General features: G+C 67.1%; 14 protein-coding genes and 1 pseudogene. 6 read left to right on the top strand and 9 right to left on the bottom strand.

The window, feature by feature from the left end; genetic code table 11:
- Positions 1–74 precede the first annotated feature (74 nt).
- Both E1832_RS18185 and E1832_RS18180 read right to left on the bottom strand, forming a co-directional pair.
- Positions 75–287, bottom strand: a complete 213-nt coding sequence (locus E1832_RS18185; protein WP_133361186.1) for a hypothetical protein — start codon at positions 285–287, stop codon at positions 75–77.
- A gap of 109 nt (positions 288–396) precedes the next feature.
- Entirely contained in the window at positions 397–1,041 is a 645-nt protein-coding gene (locus E1832_RS18180) for a pyrimidine 5'-nucleotidase (protein ID WP_133361255.1), read from the bottom strand.
- A 102-nt stretch (positions 1,042–1,143) separates the two neighbouring features.
- Here E1832_RS18180 and E1832_RS18175 point away from each other — a divergent pair, with 102 nt between their 5' ends.
- Positions 1,144–1,797 (top strand): GntR family transcriptional regulator, encoded by a 654-nt coding sequence (locus E1832_RS18175; RefSeq protein ID WP_133361185.1) that lies wholly within the window; start codon positions 1,144–1,146, stop codon positions 1,795–1,797.
- Here the strand turns inward: E1832_RS18175 and E1832_RS18170 are convergent.
- Both E1832_RS18170 and carA read right to left on the bottom strand, forming a co-directional pair.
- Positions 1,748–3,691, bottom strand: a complete 1,944-nt coding sequence (locus E1832_RS18170) for a glycosyltransferase (RefSeq protein WP_245514040.1) — start codon at positions 3,689–3,691, stop codon at positions 1,748–1,750. The genes E1832_RS18175 and E1832_RS18170 overlap by 50 nt on opposite strands.
- Positions 3,692–3,827: 136 nt before the next feature.
- A complete protein-coding gene (gene carA / locus E1832_RS18165) occupies positions 3,828–4,994 on the bottom strand; it encodes a glutamine-hydrolyzing carbamoyl-phosphate synthase small subunit (protein ID WP_133361184.1) in 1,167 nt (388 codons plus the stop codon).
- A 182-nt stretch (positions 4,995–5,176) separates the two neighbouring features.
- Between carA and E1832_RS18160 the strand changes: the two genes are divergently transcribed.
- Positions 5,177–5,650, top strand: coding sequence for a GatB/YqeY domain-containing protein (locus E1832_RS18160; RefSeq protein ID WP_133361183.1), 474 nt, complete (start codon positions 5,177–5,179; stop codon positions 5,648–5,650).
- Positions 5,651–5,874: 224 nt separating this feature from the next.
- On the opposite strand, the gene E1832_RS18155 is transcribed toward E1832_RS18160, so the two are convergent.
- Positions 5,875–6,351, bottom strand: a complete 477-nt coding sequence (locus E1832_RS18155; protein WP_133361182.1) for a winged helix-turn-helix transcriptional regulator — start codon at positions 6,349–6,351, stop codon at positions 5,875–5,877.
- Between the two features lie 152 nt (positions 6,352–6,503).
- Here E1832_RS18155 and E1832_RS18150 point away from each other — a divergent pair, with 152 nt between their 5' ends.
- A complete protein-coding gene (locus E1832_RS18150; protein ID WP_133361181.1) occupies positions 6,504–7,418 on the top strand; it encodes an alpha/beta hydrolase in 915 nt (304 codons plus the stop codon).
- Here E1832_RS18150 and E1832_RS18145 read toward each other — a convergent pair.
- Positions 7,415–7,900: a DUF2244 domain-containing protein gene (locus E1832_RS18145; RefSeq protein ID WP_133361180.1), complete on the bottom strand. Its 486-nt coding sequence runs from the start codon at positions 7,898–7,900 to the stop codon at positions 7,415–7,417. The two genes, E1832_RS18150 and E1832_RS18145, sit on opposite strands and share 4 nt — an antisense overlap.
- A 277-nt stretch (positions 7,901–8,177) precedes the next feature.
- Complete coding sequence (ctaD, locus tag E1832_RS18140) at positions 8,178–9,851, bottom strand: cytochrome c oxidase subunit I (RefSeq protein ID WP_133361179.1); 1,674 nt, start codon at positions 9,849–9,851, stop codon at positions 8,178–8,180.
- A 272-nt stretch (positions 9,852–10,123) separates the two neighbouring features.
- On the opposite strand from ctaD, the gene E1832_RS18135 reads away from it, so the two are divergent.
- Complete coding sequence (locus E1832_RS18135) at positions 10,124–10,546, top strand: HIT family protein (protein WP_133361178.1); 423 nt, start codon at positions 10,124–10,126, stop codon at positions 10,544–10,546.
- 114 nt (positions 10,547–10,660) lie between these two features.
- On the opposite strand, the gene E1832_RS18130 is transcribed toward E1832_RS18135, so the two are convergent.
- A complete protein-coding gene (locus E1832_RS18130; protein WP_133361177.1) occupies positions 10,661–11,074 on the bottom strand; it encodes a MerR family transcriptional regulator in 414 nt (137 codons plus the stop codon).
- A gap of 71 nt (positions 11,075–11,145) precedes the next feature.
- On the opposite strand from E1832_RS18130, the gene E1832_RS18125 reads away from it, so the two are divergent.
- Positions 11,146–12,081 carry a cation diffusion facilitator family transporter gene (locus E1832_RS18125; RefSeq protein ID WP_133361176.1) on the top strand — a complete coding sequence of 312 codons (936 nt, stop codon included), beginning with the start codon at positions 11,146–11,148 and terminating at the stop codon, positions 12,079–12,081.
- A 68-nt stretch (positions 12,082–12,149) separates the two neighbouring features.
- On the opposite strand, the pseudogene lipB reads toward E1832_RS18125, so the two are convergent.
- A pseudogene (lipB, locus tag E1832_RS18120) lies at positions 12,150–12,815 on the bottom strand (lipoyl(octanoyl) transferase LipB); the annotation flags it as partial.
- A gap of 135 nt (positions 12,816–12,950) precedes the next feature.
- Here lipB and E1832_RS18115 point away from each other — a divergent pair.
- Entirely contained in the window at positions 12,951–14,213 is a 1,263-nt protein-coding gene (locus E1832_RS18115) for an efflux RND transporter periplasmic adaptor subunit (RefSeq protein WP_133361174.1), read from the top strand.
- Positions 14,214–14,216: the final 3 nt, after the last annotated feature.

The raw sequence follows: 14,216 nt of genomic DNA, 5'->3' as shown, positions 1-14,216 counted from the left end.
GCCTCCGGGCTTTGCCACATTCCTAGTGCGTCGGCGGGGCAGAGGCCAGACGACATCCTGACCCGGGGGACAGGTCAGCCCCAGGCGATGGTGATCAGCAGAAGGTAGATCACCGGCACCAGCGCCAGCGCCGGGATGTACAGGCCGGGAATGCCGAACAGCGCGACCGAGGTGGCCCAGAGCGCGAGAAAGAGGACGACGGCAACCAGCACCCAGACGGTGGTTCGGGTGTCGGGATGGTTTGAGCCATGGTGATCGGACGCGTGATCGGGCGCGGAGGCGGACATGTTCAACCTTTCGAGTTGGGGTATCGGAACCGTCTAGGTATGGAATGCTGCCGCAATTTGAACGCGCGAATTGTCGCAATGCTGCAATGCGGCGCCTTTGGGCCGATGCTCAGGTCAATTGGGACAGGAACTCTGTCAAATTGTCGGTGTGATGATGGATATGCTCGGCGTCATGCCGGTCGGGGGCCACATGCACGGTGCGCATTCCCATCTGGTGCGGCGCGGCCAGGTTGCGCGGGTCGTCCTCGAACATCGCGGCGCGAGCGGGCTCGACCCCGTCGCGGGCGAACACCGCCTCGAAGGCTTCCCGCTCGGGCTTGGGGCGAAAGTCCGCGTGTTCGACGCCATAGACCGCGTCGAACAGCCCCGCCAGACCGCGCGCCTCCAGCACCCGTTCGGCATAGGGGGCTGAGCCGTTTGTATAGACGATGCGCCGGCCCGGCAGATCGGCGATATGGGCGGCCAGATCGCTGTCCCGTTCGAGATGATCGAGCGAGATGTCATGCACCTCGACCAGATAGCGGGCTGGGTCTATCCCGTGCACCCGCATCAGCCCGGCCAGGGTGGTGCCGTACTCTGCCCAGTAGGTCTTGCGCAGCCGGTCGGCCTCGGGCCGGGTGAGGTTCAGCGTCTCCATCACATAGCGGGTCATGCGCTGCTCGATCTGGTCGAACAGCCGCGCCTGCGGCGGATAGAGCGTGTTGTCCAGGTCGAAGACCCAGTGCGAGACGTGGTGAAAGGCGTGTTTGACCATGGCTCCGATGTAATCCTGCATTACCCATGTGACAATGGCGTCCTTGATCGGCCGGTGCCAGGGACTGTATGCATCTTCCACCAAGAGGAGAGTAACCGCCGCATGAACCAGAGCAAGCAACCGCCCAAGGACGCCTATTCCCTGATCCTCGAGGCGATCGACATTGGCGTCTACCGACCCGGCGACCGACTGGTGGAGAGCGAACTGGCCGAGCGCTTCGGCATGTCGCGCACGCCGATCCGCGAGGCGTTGCAGCGGCTGGAGACGCAATCGCTGCTGGAACGCGACGGGCGGTCGCTGATCGTGGCCTCGCTGGATCACAACCAGATGGCCGAGCTCTATGTCGTGCGGCGCGAGCTGGAGGGGCTGGCCGCGCGCCTGGCGGCGCGCCACGCCACCGAGGAAGAGGTCGGCGTTCTGCGCGAGATGGTCCGCGATGACGATGCGCTGGTCGGCGACCCGGTGGCGCTGTCGCGGGCCAACCGGCGGTTCCACAAGCAGATCCACCTGGCCTCGCACAACCGCTATCTGGTGCAGCAGCTCGATCTGGTGCACCGGACCATGGCATTGATGGCGACCACCTCGCTGGCGGCCGAGGGGCGCGGCGAGATCGCCCAGAACGAACATGCCGGTATCGTCGCCGCGATCGAGGCGCGCGATGAGGAGGGGGCGGAAAAGGCGCTGAAAGAGCACATCTCGATCGCCTTCATGACCCGTCTGAAGCAGGACGCGAACGAGCGCGAGACCGCGCGCTGAGCCGGTCGGTGCGGACCCGGGGGCGGTCTGGCCGGACCTGACCGTGCCGGGTCTTGTCCCAGTAGAAGGGTTTGAGAAACAGCTCGTACATCGCCTTGTAGACGGCGACGATGCCCAGAATGTAATACAGCGTCAGCGTCGGCACCCAGCCTTGCAGAAACCGCCGCTCCGGGCTGGAGACGGCCACCAGCCCGATCAGCATCGCCAGAACCTCGGCCGAGATCGACAGGGTGATCCCGGCCTCCAGCACCGAATGCGGCACCAGCGGCCCGATCGGGTGTGGCAGGCCCAACGCCAGCATCCAGAACGACCAGATCAGCGGCGCCAGCAGAAACTGTCCCAGCGTGCCAAGGAAAAACGCCTGCATCCCGAGAAAACGCCGCGGACCCAGGTCCGACCAGAGCTGCGCCGGATGGCGCATGTGAACCAGATAGGTCACCATGAACCCCTTGAGCCAGCGGGAGCGCTGGCGGACCCAGGGCCAGGGGCGGCAGGCGGCCTCCTCATAGGTGACGGTGTCGAGCATCTCGGTGCGGTAGCCGGCGCGATAAAGCCGCACACCCAGATCGGCATCCTCGGTCACATTATGCGCATCCCATCCGCCCAACGCCTCGAGCGCGGCACGGCGGAAAAAATGCGTGGTCCCGCCCAGCGGCACCACCAGCCCCAGCCGGGCGATGCCGGGCAAGATAACCCGGAACCAGCTTGCATATTCGATGGCGAAACAGCGGGCACGCCAGTTGGTGCAGGGGTTGTAGAAATCGAGGATGCCTTGGATGCAGGCAACCTCGGGCGCGGCGGTGGAAAAGCTGGCGACGATGCGGTCGATCTGGTCGGGGGCGGGGGCGTCCTCGGCATCCCAGACGCCGATCAGCTCGCCGCGGCAGAAATCCAGCGCATAGTTCAGCGCCCGCGGCTTGGTGGTGAGGCCGCGATGGGCCGGCACCTCGAGGACGCGCATCCAGGGCGGCAACTCGATCCGAGCCAGCGTGCGGCGGGTGGTGGCGTCATGCTCCTCCAGCACCAGAAAGACCTCAAGCAGCGCCTTGGGATACCGCAGCCGCGACAGACGGCGGATCAGCGCGCCGGCGATCTCGCGTTCCCGGTAGAGCGGCACCAGGACCGAGACGCGGGGCAGGCGGTGGGGCCGGGAGAGGGCCGCCGGCGATACCGGATCGGGGGCGGTGAGATGCCGGTGGCTGAGCAGATGGGCCACGCCGCCGGTCAGCCGCAGCGCCATGAACAGCAGCAGGGTCAGCATCGCCATGGCGCTGGCCAAAGACAGGCTGGCCATCGGCGCCCAGGTGATGACGCCGGCGCCGCAGAGCATTGCCAGCGCGATGTTGCGCCGGCTGCCCGGGGTCCAGCCCCGGCAGCTCAGCCGCGCGGGCACCCGGGTGCAGGCGCCCTCGGCCAGTTCGATTGGGCAGGCGCGCGCGATGGCCGACTGGACCTGGATCGGGGTGGCCAGCACCGGCCGGACCGGGCCGAACACCTCGGCGAGGACCGTGCGCAGGTGGCCGAAGCGGTGCGGCTCGGCTGTCGCGATCTCGACCAGACCGCCGGTCCGGCGCAGCGGGATCAATTCATGCGCGGCCCAGAACCGCGCCGGCAGGCGCGTGGTCAGGTCCGGGTCGGGCGTCTCGCGCAGGGGATCGACCGCCTGCAGCCCGAATTGCAGGGCAAGGGCGGCATAGACGGCGCGCTGCGTCGTCCAGCCCTCGGCCACCAGAATCTCGCCGATCCGGGCATTGAGCCGAAGCTGCATCTGCAGCCCGACGACCAGCTGGCCCGGTGTGATCGCTCCGCTCTCCACCAGGATACGGCCAAGCGGAACCACAGCCGTGGCCGCGTGAAAGGGCGACGCCGCCGCCCTGTGGCGCAATTGCTGCATGCCCACACCCAGAAACACACTTGTACACAGGGGCGCAGTCTGGGGTGGTCAGCGTTAACGAGTGATTAAGGCCAGGTCCGACCGCCCGGCGCAGCCGCGCGCCGGGGCAAGTGGGGCAGGTCGGGCATGCCCGGGGTCAGGCGGGCAGTTTGCGCGCCTCCATCGCCTCGGCAAAGCGCTCGAACAGATAGAAACTGTCCTGCGGGCCGGGGCTGGCCTCGGGGTGGTACTGCACCGACCAGACCGGGCGGCCCTGCATGCGGATGCCGCAGTTGGAGCCGTCGAACAGCGAGCGGTGGGTTTCCACCACGCCCTCGGGCAGGGTCTGGGCATCGACGGCAAAGCCGTGGTTCATCGAGGTGATCTCGACCTTGCCGGTTTCCAGATCCTTGACCGGGTGGTTGGCGCCGTGATGGCCGTGGTTCATCTTGACGGTCTTGGCCCCCAGCGCCAGCGCCAGCATCTGGTGGCCCAGGCAGATGCCGAAGACCGGCAGATCGGTCTTGTCCAGGATCGCGCGGATCATCGGCACCGCGTATACCCCGGTGGCGGCCGGATCGCCGGGGCCGTTGGACAGGAACACGCCGTCGGGTTCATGCGCCAGCACCTCGTCGGCGGTGGCCGTCGCGGGCAGCACGGTGACGTCGCAGCCGGTGCTGGCCAGACAGCGCAGAATGTTCCGCTTGGCGCCATAGTCCAGCGCTACCACCTTGTATCTGGGCGATTTCTGCGGGCTGTACCCCTCGGGCCAGGCCCAGCGCATTTCGTCCCAGCGATAGGACTGCGCGCAGGTCACCGTCTTGGCCAGGTCCAGCCCCTCAAGCCCGCAGAAGCCGCGGGCGGCGGCGACCATCGCCTCGATGTCGAACTTGCCCTCGGGGTCATGGGCCAGCGCCACATGCGGCGCGCCCTGCTGGCGGATGACGCGGGTCAGCCGGCGGGTGTCGATGCCGCCGATGGCGATGCGGCCGCGCCGTTCAAGCCAGCCGGTCAGATTTTCGGCGCTGCGCCAGTTCGAGGGGGCGGTCGGATCCCATTTCACCACCATGCCGTCGGCGACCGGATCGCCGGTCTCGTCGTCTTCGGGGTTGACGCCGACATTGCCGATATGGGGGAAGGTGAAGGTGACGATCTGGCCGGCGTAGGAAGGATCGGTCATGATCTCCTGATAGCCGGTCATCGCGGTGTTGAAGCAGAGCTCGGCGACGGTCTGGCCGGTGGCGCCAAAGCCGGTGCCGTAGAACACGGTCCCATTGGCGAGCACGAGGCAGGCGGTGGGCTTGGTCGGGGCAGTCAGGGCCATGGCGCGACTCTCCTTACGGTCAAATTGGTGGATAGGTAAGGGGCGCCGGGTTCGGGGTCAAGTCCGGCTGAATTTTGGGAGGTTTATATTAATCAATGACTTAGGTGAAATGCGCCGGGTTGTCCCAGGCTTTTTCGTCCTATAGTGTCAGGAGTTCGATTCCATGGGGATGGACGGAACAGATGGATATGCGCACGCGGGTCAACACGGCCCTGAAACAGGCGATGAGGGAAAAGGCAGCCGCGCGGCTGTCGACGCTCCGTCTGATCAACGCAGCGATCAAGGACAGGGAGATCGCCGCCCGCGGCGATGGCGAGGATGCCTCGGTCAGCGACAGCGAAGTGCTGGAAATCCTTGGGAAAATGACCAAGCAGCGCAAAGAGAGCGCGCGCGCCTACGAAGAGGGCGGTCGGCTGGATCTGGCCGCGCGCGAACGCGAGGAAATCGCGGTGATCGAAGAGTTCCTGCCGCGTCAGCTGAGCGAGGACGAGGTCGAAAAGGCGGTCCGCGAGACGGTGATGGAGACCGGGGCCGAGTCGATCCGCGACATGGGCAAGGTGATGGCGGCGCTGAAATCGCGCTATACCGGACGAATGGACTTCGGCAAGGTCGGCCCGAAGGTCAAGGACCAGCTCTGCGCCGGCGGCGGCTGCTGAGGCCCGGGCGGGCCGTTTACCCGGGTTAACGGGCCGCTCCGCCGGTGAATCCGTGCCCCGCGCCGGGCCGGGCCCGGGGGCCGAACGGGGAGTTTCGCGGCCGTTTCGTACAGTCCCCATCGGGCGCGCCGCAGATCGCGGCGGCGCATTGGGGGGTTTTCCCCGCATTCCGTACAAATGACGCAGGATCATGCCACCCGCGCCGCGCGTTGCGGTAGCAGAGGTTAACGGCGCGGCGGTTCGTCTCCGGGCGCGTCCTCTCCGGGCATGAGAAGGCGCAGGTTGCGTGGATTCAGCCGCGCACCGGTTTCGTCGTCGCAGAGCACCGGGGTGACCCTCTGGCCGGTCTGGCGCGAGACCAGGCGATAAGGCGAACCCTCGGGCGAGGGCAGGGCGCAGTTGGCCCAGGTGATCAGCGAGACCAACACCGGGAACAGATCCTTGCCGGTTTCGGTAAGGCGGTATTCGAACCGCGGCGGGCGCTCCTGATACTGTTCACGGCGCAGCAGGCCCTTGGCCTCCAGCGTCTTCAGCCGGTCGGCGAGCAGATGGCGGGTGATGCCGAGGCTCGCCTGGAAATCGTCGAACCGGCGCACCCCCAGAAAACAGTCCCGCAGGATCAGCAGGGTCCAGCGTTCGCCGATGACCGAGAGGCCACGGGCGACGGGGCAGGCTTCGTTCTCAAGGTCGGTCCAGCGCATGGGGTGTCTTTAGCACGTCTTGACGAGTTCTGAAAAGGAACTTAGTTACCGAGTCGGTTCCGAAAAGGAACTTAGTGATTGGTCGATGACCTGTATGGAGCCGGCGCGCATCCCCTTGCCGCGACCGGGGCAGAGAAGGAAGGGCTTTTGTCATGACGGAAACTGCAACGCAGGAGAGCCGGCCGATCCGCCGTCGCGGCCGGGGAAAACGAGCGGGCAAACCCTCACCTCCCTTGTTCGGTCTGGTCCGGGGCGCGGCGCGGGGTCTGTCCCTGGCCGCCCCCGCCCTGGCCGCGATCTTGCTTGAGCGGGTGTTCCTGACGCCGCGCCGCTACCGGATGCCGGAGCGGGAAAAGGTCTGGATGGCGGGGGCGGAGGTCTGGCGCATTCCCTTCGATGCGGGGCGGCTGATACCGCTTTACGCCTGGGGGGAGGGGCCGGTGGTTCTGCTGGTGCACGGGTTTGCCGGGCGGGGCAGCCAGATGGGCGCATTCATCGCGCCGCTGCGGGCGCAGGGCTATCGCGTGGTGACCTTCGATGCGCCGGCGCATGGCGCGGCGGACGGGCGGCAAAGCTCGGTTCCCGAGGCGGCCGAGGCGCTGGTCAGGGTGGCGGCACATCTGGGGCCGCTGGCCGCGGTGATCGCGCATTCCGCCGGGGCGGCGGCCTGTAGCGTGGCGCTGGCCCGCGGCATGGACTGCGGCAAGGTGGTCTATATCGCACCGAACGAGGATCTGGGCGGGTTCCTGGGCCGCGCGGCCGGGTTCCTAGGAATGACGGACCGGGTGGCGAAAAAGACCCGGGCGCGGATCGAGGTGCGCTATGGCGTGGGCTTCGAGGCGCTGCGCGGCGCGGCGCTGGCCGCGGAACAGAGCATTCCGGCGCTGATCGTGCATGACCGCGAGGACGAGATGATCCACTTCGAGGACGGCGCGCGGATCGCGCGGGCCTGGCCGGGGGCCGAGATGATCGAGACCCGGGGGCTGGGCCATGCGCGTATCTTGCGCGACGATGGTGTGGTGGAGGCGGCGGCGCGGTTCATCGGACCGGCCGGCGCGCCCGCCTAGGGCCGCAGGGCGGTGACCAGATCGTCATAGAGCGCCTTGCGCTCGTCCTCGGAGAGAAAGGCGCCGATCTCGACCTCGCGGCCGCCGCCGCGCAGGGTGACATAATTGGGCACCGGGCCGCCATGGGCGTGCAGCTCGGGGCTGGCCCAGTAGCGGTTGCAATCCCATTCCTGCACCTGGCCGTCGGGATTGTGGCGGGTCAGGTGGGCGTGGTCGCGGGTGAGGGTGAGCACCTCGAGAATGCGTCGCTGGTGATAGCTGCGGGTGAGCGCGAACCAGAGGCCGCCCACTGCCAGCAGGATGAACGGCAGGATCCCCCAGAGCAGCACCGATCCCAGCAGCGCCAGCAGCGGCACCATCAGCAGGGTGAAGGTGCTGAGGACAAAGATCGCCAGCCCCCGCGGCGGCAGCGAGTTGTGCGGCCAGAGGTGCAGCTCGCGGGTCTCGGCCGCGGTATCGGGATCGGTCCAGTTGTACGGCATGGCTGTGCATTCAGGATTTAGCATGTCACGGCGGTTTGTCGAGACAGGCGGGCGGGATTTTGCCCGCGACGCGCGGCGGGGCCGGACCGCTGCCGAAAACGCGGGCAAGAGCGCCGGCGACGGACAGGGTGCCGGCCGGATGCCGGGTGCGGGCGAGGGGATGCGGCAGAGGGCCCGGATCGCCGCGATGGGACGGCGGGGCGGGTTCCCTTGGAGCCAACGAAAAAGGCCCCGGCACTGTGCCGGGGCCTTTGGATCGTTCGTGTGGGGGGCACCGTTAGTGGGCGTGGCCCTTGTCCCAGTCCTCGCGCTTGGGCAGCTGCTCGAACGTGTGTTCGGGCGGCGGCGAGGGCAGGGTCCATTCCAGCGTGTCCGCGTATTCGTTCCAGTAGTTGTTTTCGGTCACGCGGCGCCCCTTGAGCAGGGCGTAGATCACGATGCCGAAGAACAGCAGGAACGAGGCGAAGGACAGCAGCGCGCCATAGGAGCTGATCTTGTTCCAATAGGCGAAGGCCTCGGGATAGTCGATGTAGCGGCGCGGCATGCCCTGACGGCCGAGGAAGTGCTGCGGGAAGAAGGTCAGGTTGACGCCGATGAAGAACATCCAGAAGTGCAGCTTGGCCAAAGGCTCGGAATACTGCCGGCCGGTCATCTTGCCGAAGTAGAAGTACATCCCGGCGAAGATGGTGAAGGCCGCCCCCATCGACATGGTGTAGTGGAAGTGGGCCACCACATAGTATGTGTCGTGATAGGCCCGGTCCACGCCCGCCTGGCTGAGCACGATGCCGGTGACACCGCCGATGGTGAACAGGATCAGGAAGCCGAAGGCGAACAGCATCGGCGCCTTGAACTCGACCGAGCCGCCCCACATGGTGGCGATCCAGCTGAAGATCTTGACCCCTGTCGGGACCGCGATGACCATGGTCGCCAGCATGAAATAGGCCTGCTGGTTGAGGCTCATGCCGACGGTGTACATGTGGTGCGCCCAGACGACAAAGCCCAGAACCCCGATCGCGATCAGCGCCCAGACCATCGGCAGGTAACCGAAGATCGGCTTGCGCGAGAAGGTGGCGATCACGTGGGAGACCAGGCCAAAGCCGGGCAGGATCACGATGTAAACTTCCGGGTGGCCGAAGAACCACAGGATGTGCTGATACAGGATCGGGTCACCGCCACCGGCCGGATCGAAGAAGGTGAAGCCGAAGTTGCGGTCCATCAGCAGCATGGTGATGGCGCCGGCCAGAACCGGCAGCGACAGCAGGATCAGCCAGGAGGTGACGAAGATCGACCAGGCGAACAGCGGCACCTTGAACAGGGTCATGCCGGGGGCACGCATGTTCAGGAAGGTGGTGATCATGTTGATCGCGCCGAGGATCGAGCTGGCGCCCGAGACGTGAACCGCGAAGATCGCCAGGTCCATCGACATGCCGCCCTCGTTCACCGACAGCGGCGGGTAGAGCACCCAGCCCACGCCGGAGCCGAGCTGGTCGTTGCCGCCAGGGGTCAGCATCGAGGCCACGCCCAGCGAGGTGCCGGCGACATAGAGCCAGAACGACAGGTTGTTCATCCGCGGGAACGCCATGTCCGGCGCGCCGATCTGCAGCGGCATGAAATAGTTGCCGAAGCCGCCGAACAGGGCCGGGATGACGACGAAGAACATCATCAGCACGCCGTGATAGGTGATCAGCACGTTCCACAGGTGGCCGTTGGGGGTGCATTCCCCGGCACCCGCGCCGAACAGGCGGAACCCCTCGAGGCACATGTACTGGACGCCGGGTTCCATAAGTTCCAGGCGCATGAAAACGGTGAAGGTCACGGAAATCAGACCGGCGAGGGCCGAGAAGATCAGGTAGAGAAGCCCGATATCCTTGTGGTTGGTCGACATGAACCAGCGGGTAAAGAAACCGCGCTGGTCCTCGTGCTCGTGACCATGAATGGCTGCGTCTGCCATTTGGTGCCTCCTGTTGCGTGTGACAGCGTGCCGCCCTTGAGAGCGCACGTATTCATGCAGGTTTTAGAATGACCGAGGGGGGGCATCAATGACAGAATTTGATCTGGATCAAGATTAATTGTCGCGCCCCCCGCCCCGTTTGGGCCGATCGCGCGGCTGGTCCGGGGGCGGATCGGGCGAGAACCCAGGGATAGCGGACGGCTTGACGGGCCGGGCGCGGGCGCCCAAAACGGGCGCGACCGAGGACAACAACCGCGAGCCGGACCCAAGCCATGACCTATGATCCCGACAACATCTTTGCCAAGATCCTGCGCGGCGAGCTGCCGTGCCACAAGCTTTATGAGGATGAGGAGACCTTTGTCTTCCTGGACATCATGCCGCGCGCCGACGGCCATTGTCTGGTGATTCCCAAGACGCCGTGCCGCAACATCCTGGACGCCAGCGAGGCGCAAATGGCGGCGGTGATGCGCACCACGCAGAAGATGGCGCGGGCGCTGATGGCCGCCTTCGACGCGCCCGGTGTGACGGTGCAGCAGTTCAACGAGGCCGCCGGCGGGCAGGAGGTGTTCCACCTGCATTTCCATCTGCTGCCGCGCCAGGAGGGCGACCGGCTGCGCCCGCCGGGGCAAATGGCCGATCAGGCGGTGCTGGCCGGTCACGCCGAAAAGATCCGGGCGGCGCTGGCGCAGATGTGAGAAAAGGGGGCGGTCCGCCCCCTCCTGGCCGGTGGCCAGATCATTCCCGGGAATATCGAAAGCCGGAAAAGACCGGGGCGCCCGCGGATCGCGCCGGGCGCCCCGATCTTGGTTTCAATGAGCCCCGCCGCAGGGACGGTGATCGCCAAAGGCGTGGAGCACAGCGCAGGCGCCGTCCTCGTGGCCGTCGCAGGCCCCGGAGATGCGGGCGAGTTCACGCTCCAGCCGTTGCAATTTGGCGATTCGCGCGCGCAGGTGCTGGCGTTGGCGGCGCGCGATGTCATGGGCGCGGTCGAGCTCTGAGCCGGAGGCCCCTTCGAGCGAGATCAGCGCGGCGATATCCTCCAGCGGCAGGCCAAGATCGCGGGCGTGGCGGATGAAGCCCAGCCGGGCGAGCGCGGCCTGGGTGTAGCGGCGCTGGTTCCCGGGGGTGCGGGCGGCGGCCTCCAGCAGGCCCTTGTCCTCGTAAAACCGGATGGTTGGCACCTTGACCCCGGTGCGCCGCGACATTTCGCCGATGGAAATCATGATTGGCCCCTTGAAGCTCTAGCGACTAGAGAGATTAGGTTGCCTGGCGACTCAGGACAAGGAGCGCGGGCATGCCGCAGGATCAATCCCATCATCACAACCACCATCATCATGTGAGCGCCGAGACCGGCGATGCCCGGGTGGCCTGGGCGGTGGCGGTGAACATGGCGCTGACGGTGGCGCAGATCGTGGGGGGGATTCTGTCCGGCTCGCTGGCGCTGATCGCCGATGCGCTGCACAATTTCTCGGACGCGATCGCGCTGATCATCGCCTTTGGGGCGCGGCGGATCGCGCGGCGTCCGGCGGATGCGGCGATGAGTTTCGGGTATGGCAGGGCCGAGGTGGTGGCGGCGCTGATCAACTACACCACGCTGGTGGTGCTGGCGCTTTATCTGATCTACGAGGGCGTCATGCGCGTGCTCGAGCCCGAGCCGGTCGATGGCTGGCTGGTGGTCTGGATCGCGGTTCTGGCGCTGGCGGTGGATCTGGCGACGGCGGCGCTGACCTATGCGATGAGCCGCGACAGCCTGAACATCCGCGCCGCCTTTCTGCACAACCTGGCCGATGCGATGGGTTCGGTCGCGGTGATCGTGGCCGGCTCGCTGGTGATCCTCAAGGGCTGGACCTGGGTCGATCCGGTGGTGACGCTGCTGATCGCGGGCTACATCCTGTGGCATGTGAAGGCCGACGCCGGCGAGGTGATCCGGGTTCTGATGCTGGCGAGCCCGCCGTCGATGGCCGCCGAGGAGGTGGCCGGCGCGGTCGAGGCGGTGGACGGGGTGGCCGAGGTGCATCACGTGCATCTCTGGGCGATGCAGGAGCGGGCGGCGGCGCTGGATGCGCATCTGGTGATCGCCCCCGGAGACTGGGGCCGCGCCGACGCGGTCAAGGCGGCGGTCAAGGCGATGCTGGCCGAGCGCTTTGGCATCGGCCACAGCACGCTGGAACTGGAATGCGCGCGCCACGCCTGCATGGGGGCCGCGCGGTTTGGCGACGGGGCCGCCTAGGCTGCGGGCGTAACGGAGGGCGCTGCGCGGCGGCGCTTGCGCGCCATGATTCCGGGCAAGGGGGAGTTTTACTCCTCCGCCCCGAACACCTGCTCGAAACTGCGCTTCAGCGCGACGTCGAGGTCGTCCATGGTGACCGGCAGGCCGAGGTCCACGAGGCTGGTCACCCCGTATTCGGTGATGCCGCAGGGGACGATGCCGGTGAAATGCTCCAGCTCGGGATCGACGTTGATCGAGATGCCGTGAAAGCTGACCCATTTGCGCAGGCGGATGCCGATGGCGGCGATCTTATCTTCGGCCAGGGCTCCGGTGACGGTGCGCGGCTTTTCCGGGCGTTCGACCCAGACGCCGACGCGCCCCTCGCGGATATGGCCGGTGACGTTGAATTCGGCCAGCGCCGCGATCACCCAGGCCTCGAGCATCTGGACGAAACGGCGCACGTCGCGGCCGCGGCGGTTGAGGTCGAGCATGACGTAAACCACACGCTGGCCAGGGCCGTGATAGGTATATTGCCCGCCGCGCCTGGCCTCGAATACGGGAAAGCGGTCCGGGTCGGTCAGATCCTCGGGGCGGGCGCTGGTGCCGGCGGTGTAGAGGGGCGGGTGTTCCAGCAGCCAGACGCATTCGGCGGCCTCGCCGGCGGCGATGGCGGCGGCGCGGGTCTCCATGAAGGCGAGGGCGGTGTCATAGCCGGTCAGCCCGTCGGTGATTTTCCATTCGACCATCCTGCGCCTCTCCTGTGCCGCTGCGGGAGAATCTGATAGACCCGGGCGACGGAAATGTCAGGCCCCGCCGTGAGATTGATACGGATCAACGCGGCCGATGCCACGCTGCGGCAAAAGCAGGCACAACAGGACAGGGCGAGTGCAATGACGCAAGCGAATTCGGAGAGCGCCGCCGGCAAGGCCGCCGAAATCGAGGCGCGGCTGGGGCTGGGTCGGCACCGGGCGCGCCGGGTCGGCTGGCTCTGGGCACTGGCGCTGGTCGTGGTGCTGGCGGGGGGGCTGGCGCTGTGGCGCGGTTCGGGCGCCGGGGACGATGCGGCCGCCTATCGCACCGGGGCGGCGCAGCGGGCCGATCTGGTGGTGATGGTCACCGCGACCGGCACGGTGGAGCCGACGAACCTGGTCGAGATCTCGTCCGAACTGTCGGGTACGCTGCGCGCGGTCGAGGTCGATTACAACGATCAGGTGACCGCCGGGCAGGTGCTGGCGACGCTGGATACCACCAAGCTGGAGGCCGAACTGGCCGTGGCCGTGGCCAATGTGACCGCCGCCGAGGCGCAGTTGGTGCGCGCCCGGGCCACGCTGGAGGAGGCGCGCGCCAATTACGACCGCGCCGCCGCGCTGGACGAACGCGGGGTGGCGAGCCATCAGACCCTGATCACCCAGCGTGCCGTCTATGACCGGGCGGCGGCCGATGTGACCGTGGCCGCGGCCAACCTCGATCTGGCGCGGGCGCAGCGGGGTCTGGTGGAGGCCGATCTGAACAAGGCCTGCATCTGTTCGCCGATCAACGGGGTGGTGCTGGACCGGGCGGCGGACCCGGGCCAGATCGTCGCCTCGGCGCTGTCGGCCCCGGTGCTGTTCACCGTCGCCGAGGATCTGACCGAGATGGAGGTACAGGTGGCGGTGGACGAGGCCGACATCGGCGCGATTTCCGAGGGCGACGCGGTGGTGTTCACGGTGGACGCCTATGACGACCGGGTGTTTCCGGCTGAGATCAAGACGATTCGTTACGCCTCGGAGAGGGTTGAGGGCGTGGTCAGCTATACTGCGGTGCTGGCCGTGCGGAACGAAGATCTGTCGCTGCGTCCGGGCATGACCGCCACCGCCGATATCATCGTGGCCGAACTGACCGATGTGCTGACGGTGCCCAACGCGGCGCTGCGCTATGCCCCGGCGGTGGAGAGCGGCGACGACAACGACAGCGGCGGCGGCTTGCTCGCCATGATCATGCCGCGCCGGCCCGAGGACGGACCCCGCGCCAGCGGCAAGTCGGTCTGGGTGCTGCGCGATGGCCAGCCGGTGCAGGTCGCGGTGGTGCCCGGAGCCAGCGACGGCAGCCGGACCGAGATCACCGGCGGCGATCTGCGCGAGGGCGATCTGGTGATCCTGGGCGAGGGGGGCTGAGCC

The organism is Antarcticimicrobium luteum, assembly GCF_004358185.1.
In the GTDB taxonomy this organism is placed as follows: Bacteria; Pseudomonadota; Alphaproteobacteria; order Rhodobacterales; family Rhodobacteraceae; genus Antarcticimicrobium; species Antarcticimicrobium luteum.
Note: the sequence above shows the minus strand (reverse complement) of the source record. Positions and strands in the feature narration are given on the sequence as shown.

Bases quoted from the DNA above. Each gene is read 5' to 3' on its own strand.
- E1832_RS18185 (WP_133361186.1), bottom strand. From the start codon at position 287: ATGTCCGCCTCCGCGCCCGATCACGCGTCCGATCACCATGGCTCAAAC.
- E1832_RS18180 (WP_133361255.1), bottom strand. From the start codon at position 1,041: ATGGTCAAACACGCCTTTCACCACGTCTCGCACTGGGTCTTCGACCTG.
- E1832_RS18175 (WP_133361185.1), top strand. From the start codon at position 1,144: ATGAACCAGAGCAAGCAACCGCCCAAGGACGCCTATTCCCTGATCCTC.
- E1832_RS18170 (WP_245514040.1), bottom strand. From the start codon at position 3,691: ATGCAGCAATTGCGCCACAGGGCGGCGGCGTCGCCCTTTCACGCGGCC.
- carA (WP_133361184.1), bottom strand. From the start codon at position 4,994: ATGGCCCTGACTGCCCCGACCAAGCCCACCGCCTGCCTCGTGCTCGCC.
- E1832_RS18160 (WP_133361183.1), top strand. From the start codon at position 5,177: ATGGATATGCGCACGCGGGTCAACACGGCCCTGAAACAGGCGATGAGG.
- E1832_RS18155 (WP_133361182.1), bottom strand. From the start codon at position 6,351: ATGCGCTGGACCGACCTTGAGAACGAAGCCTGCCCCGTCGCCCGTGGC.
- E1832_RS18150 (WP_133361181.1), top strand. From the start codon at position 6,504: ATGACGGAAACTGCAACGCAGGAGAGCCGGCCGATCCGCCGTCGCGGC.
- E1832_RS18145 (WP_133361180.1), bottom strand. From the start codon at position 7,900: ATGCCGTACAACTGGACCGATCCCGATACCGCGGCCGAGACCCGCGAG.
- ctaD (WP_133361179.1), bottom strand. From the start codon at position 9,851: ATGGCAGACGCAGCCATTCATGGTCACGAGCACGAGGACCAGCGCGGT.
- E1832_RS18135 (WP_133361178.1), top strand. From the start codon at position 10,124: ATGACCTATGATCCCGACAACATCTTTGCCAAGATCCTGCGCGGCGAG.
- E1832_RS18130 (WP_133361177.1), bottom strand. From the start codon at position 11,074: ATGATTTCCATCGGCGAAATGTCGCGGCGCACCGGGGTCAAGGTGCCA.
- E1832_RS18125 (WP_133361176.1), top strand. From the start codon at position 11,146: ATGCCGCAGGATCAATCCCATCATCACAACCACCATCATCATGTGAGC.
- E1832_RS18115 (WP_133361174.1), top strand. From the start codon at position 12,951: ATGACGCAAGCGAATTCGGAGAGCGCCGCCGGCAAGGCCGCCGAAATC.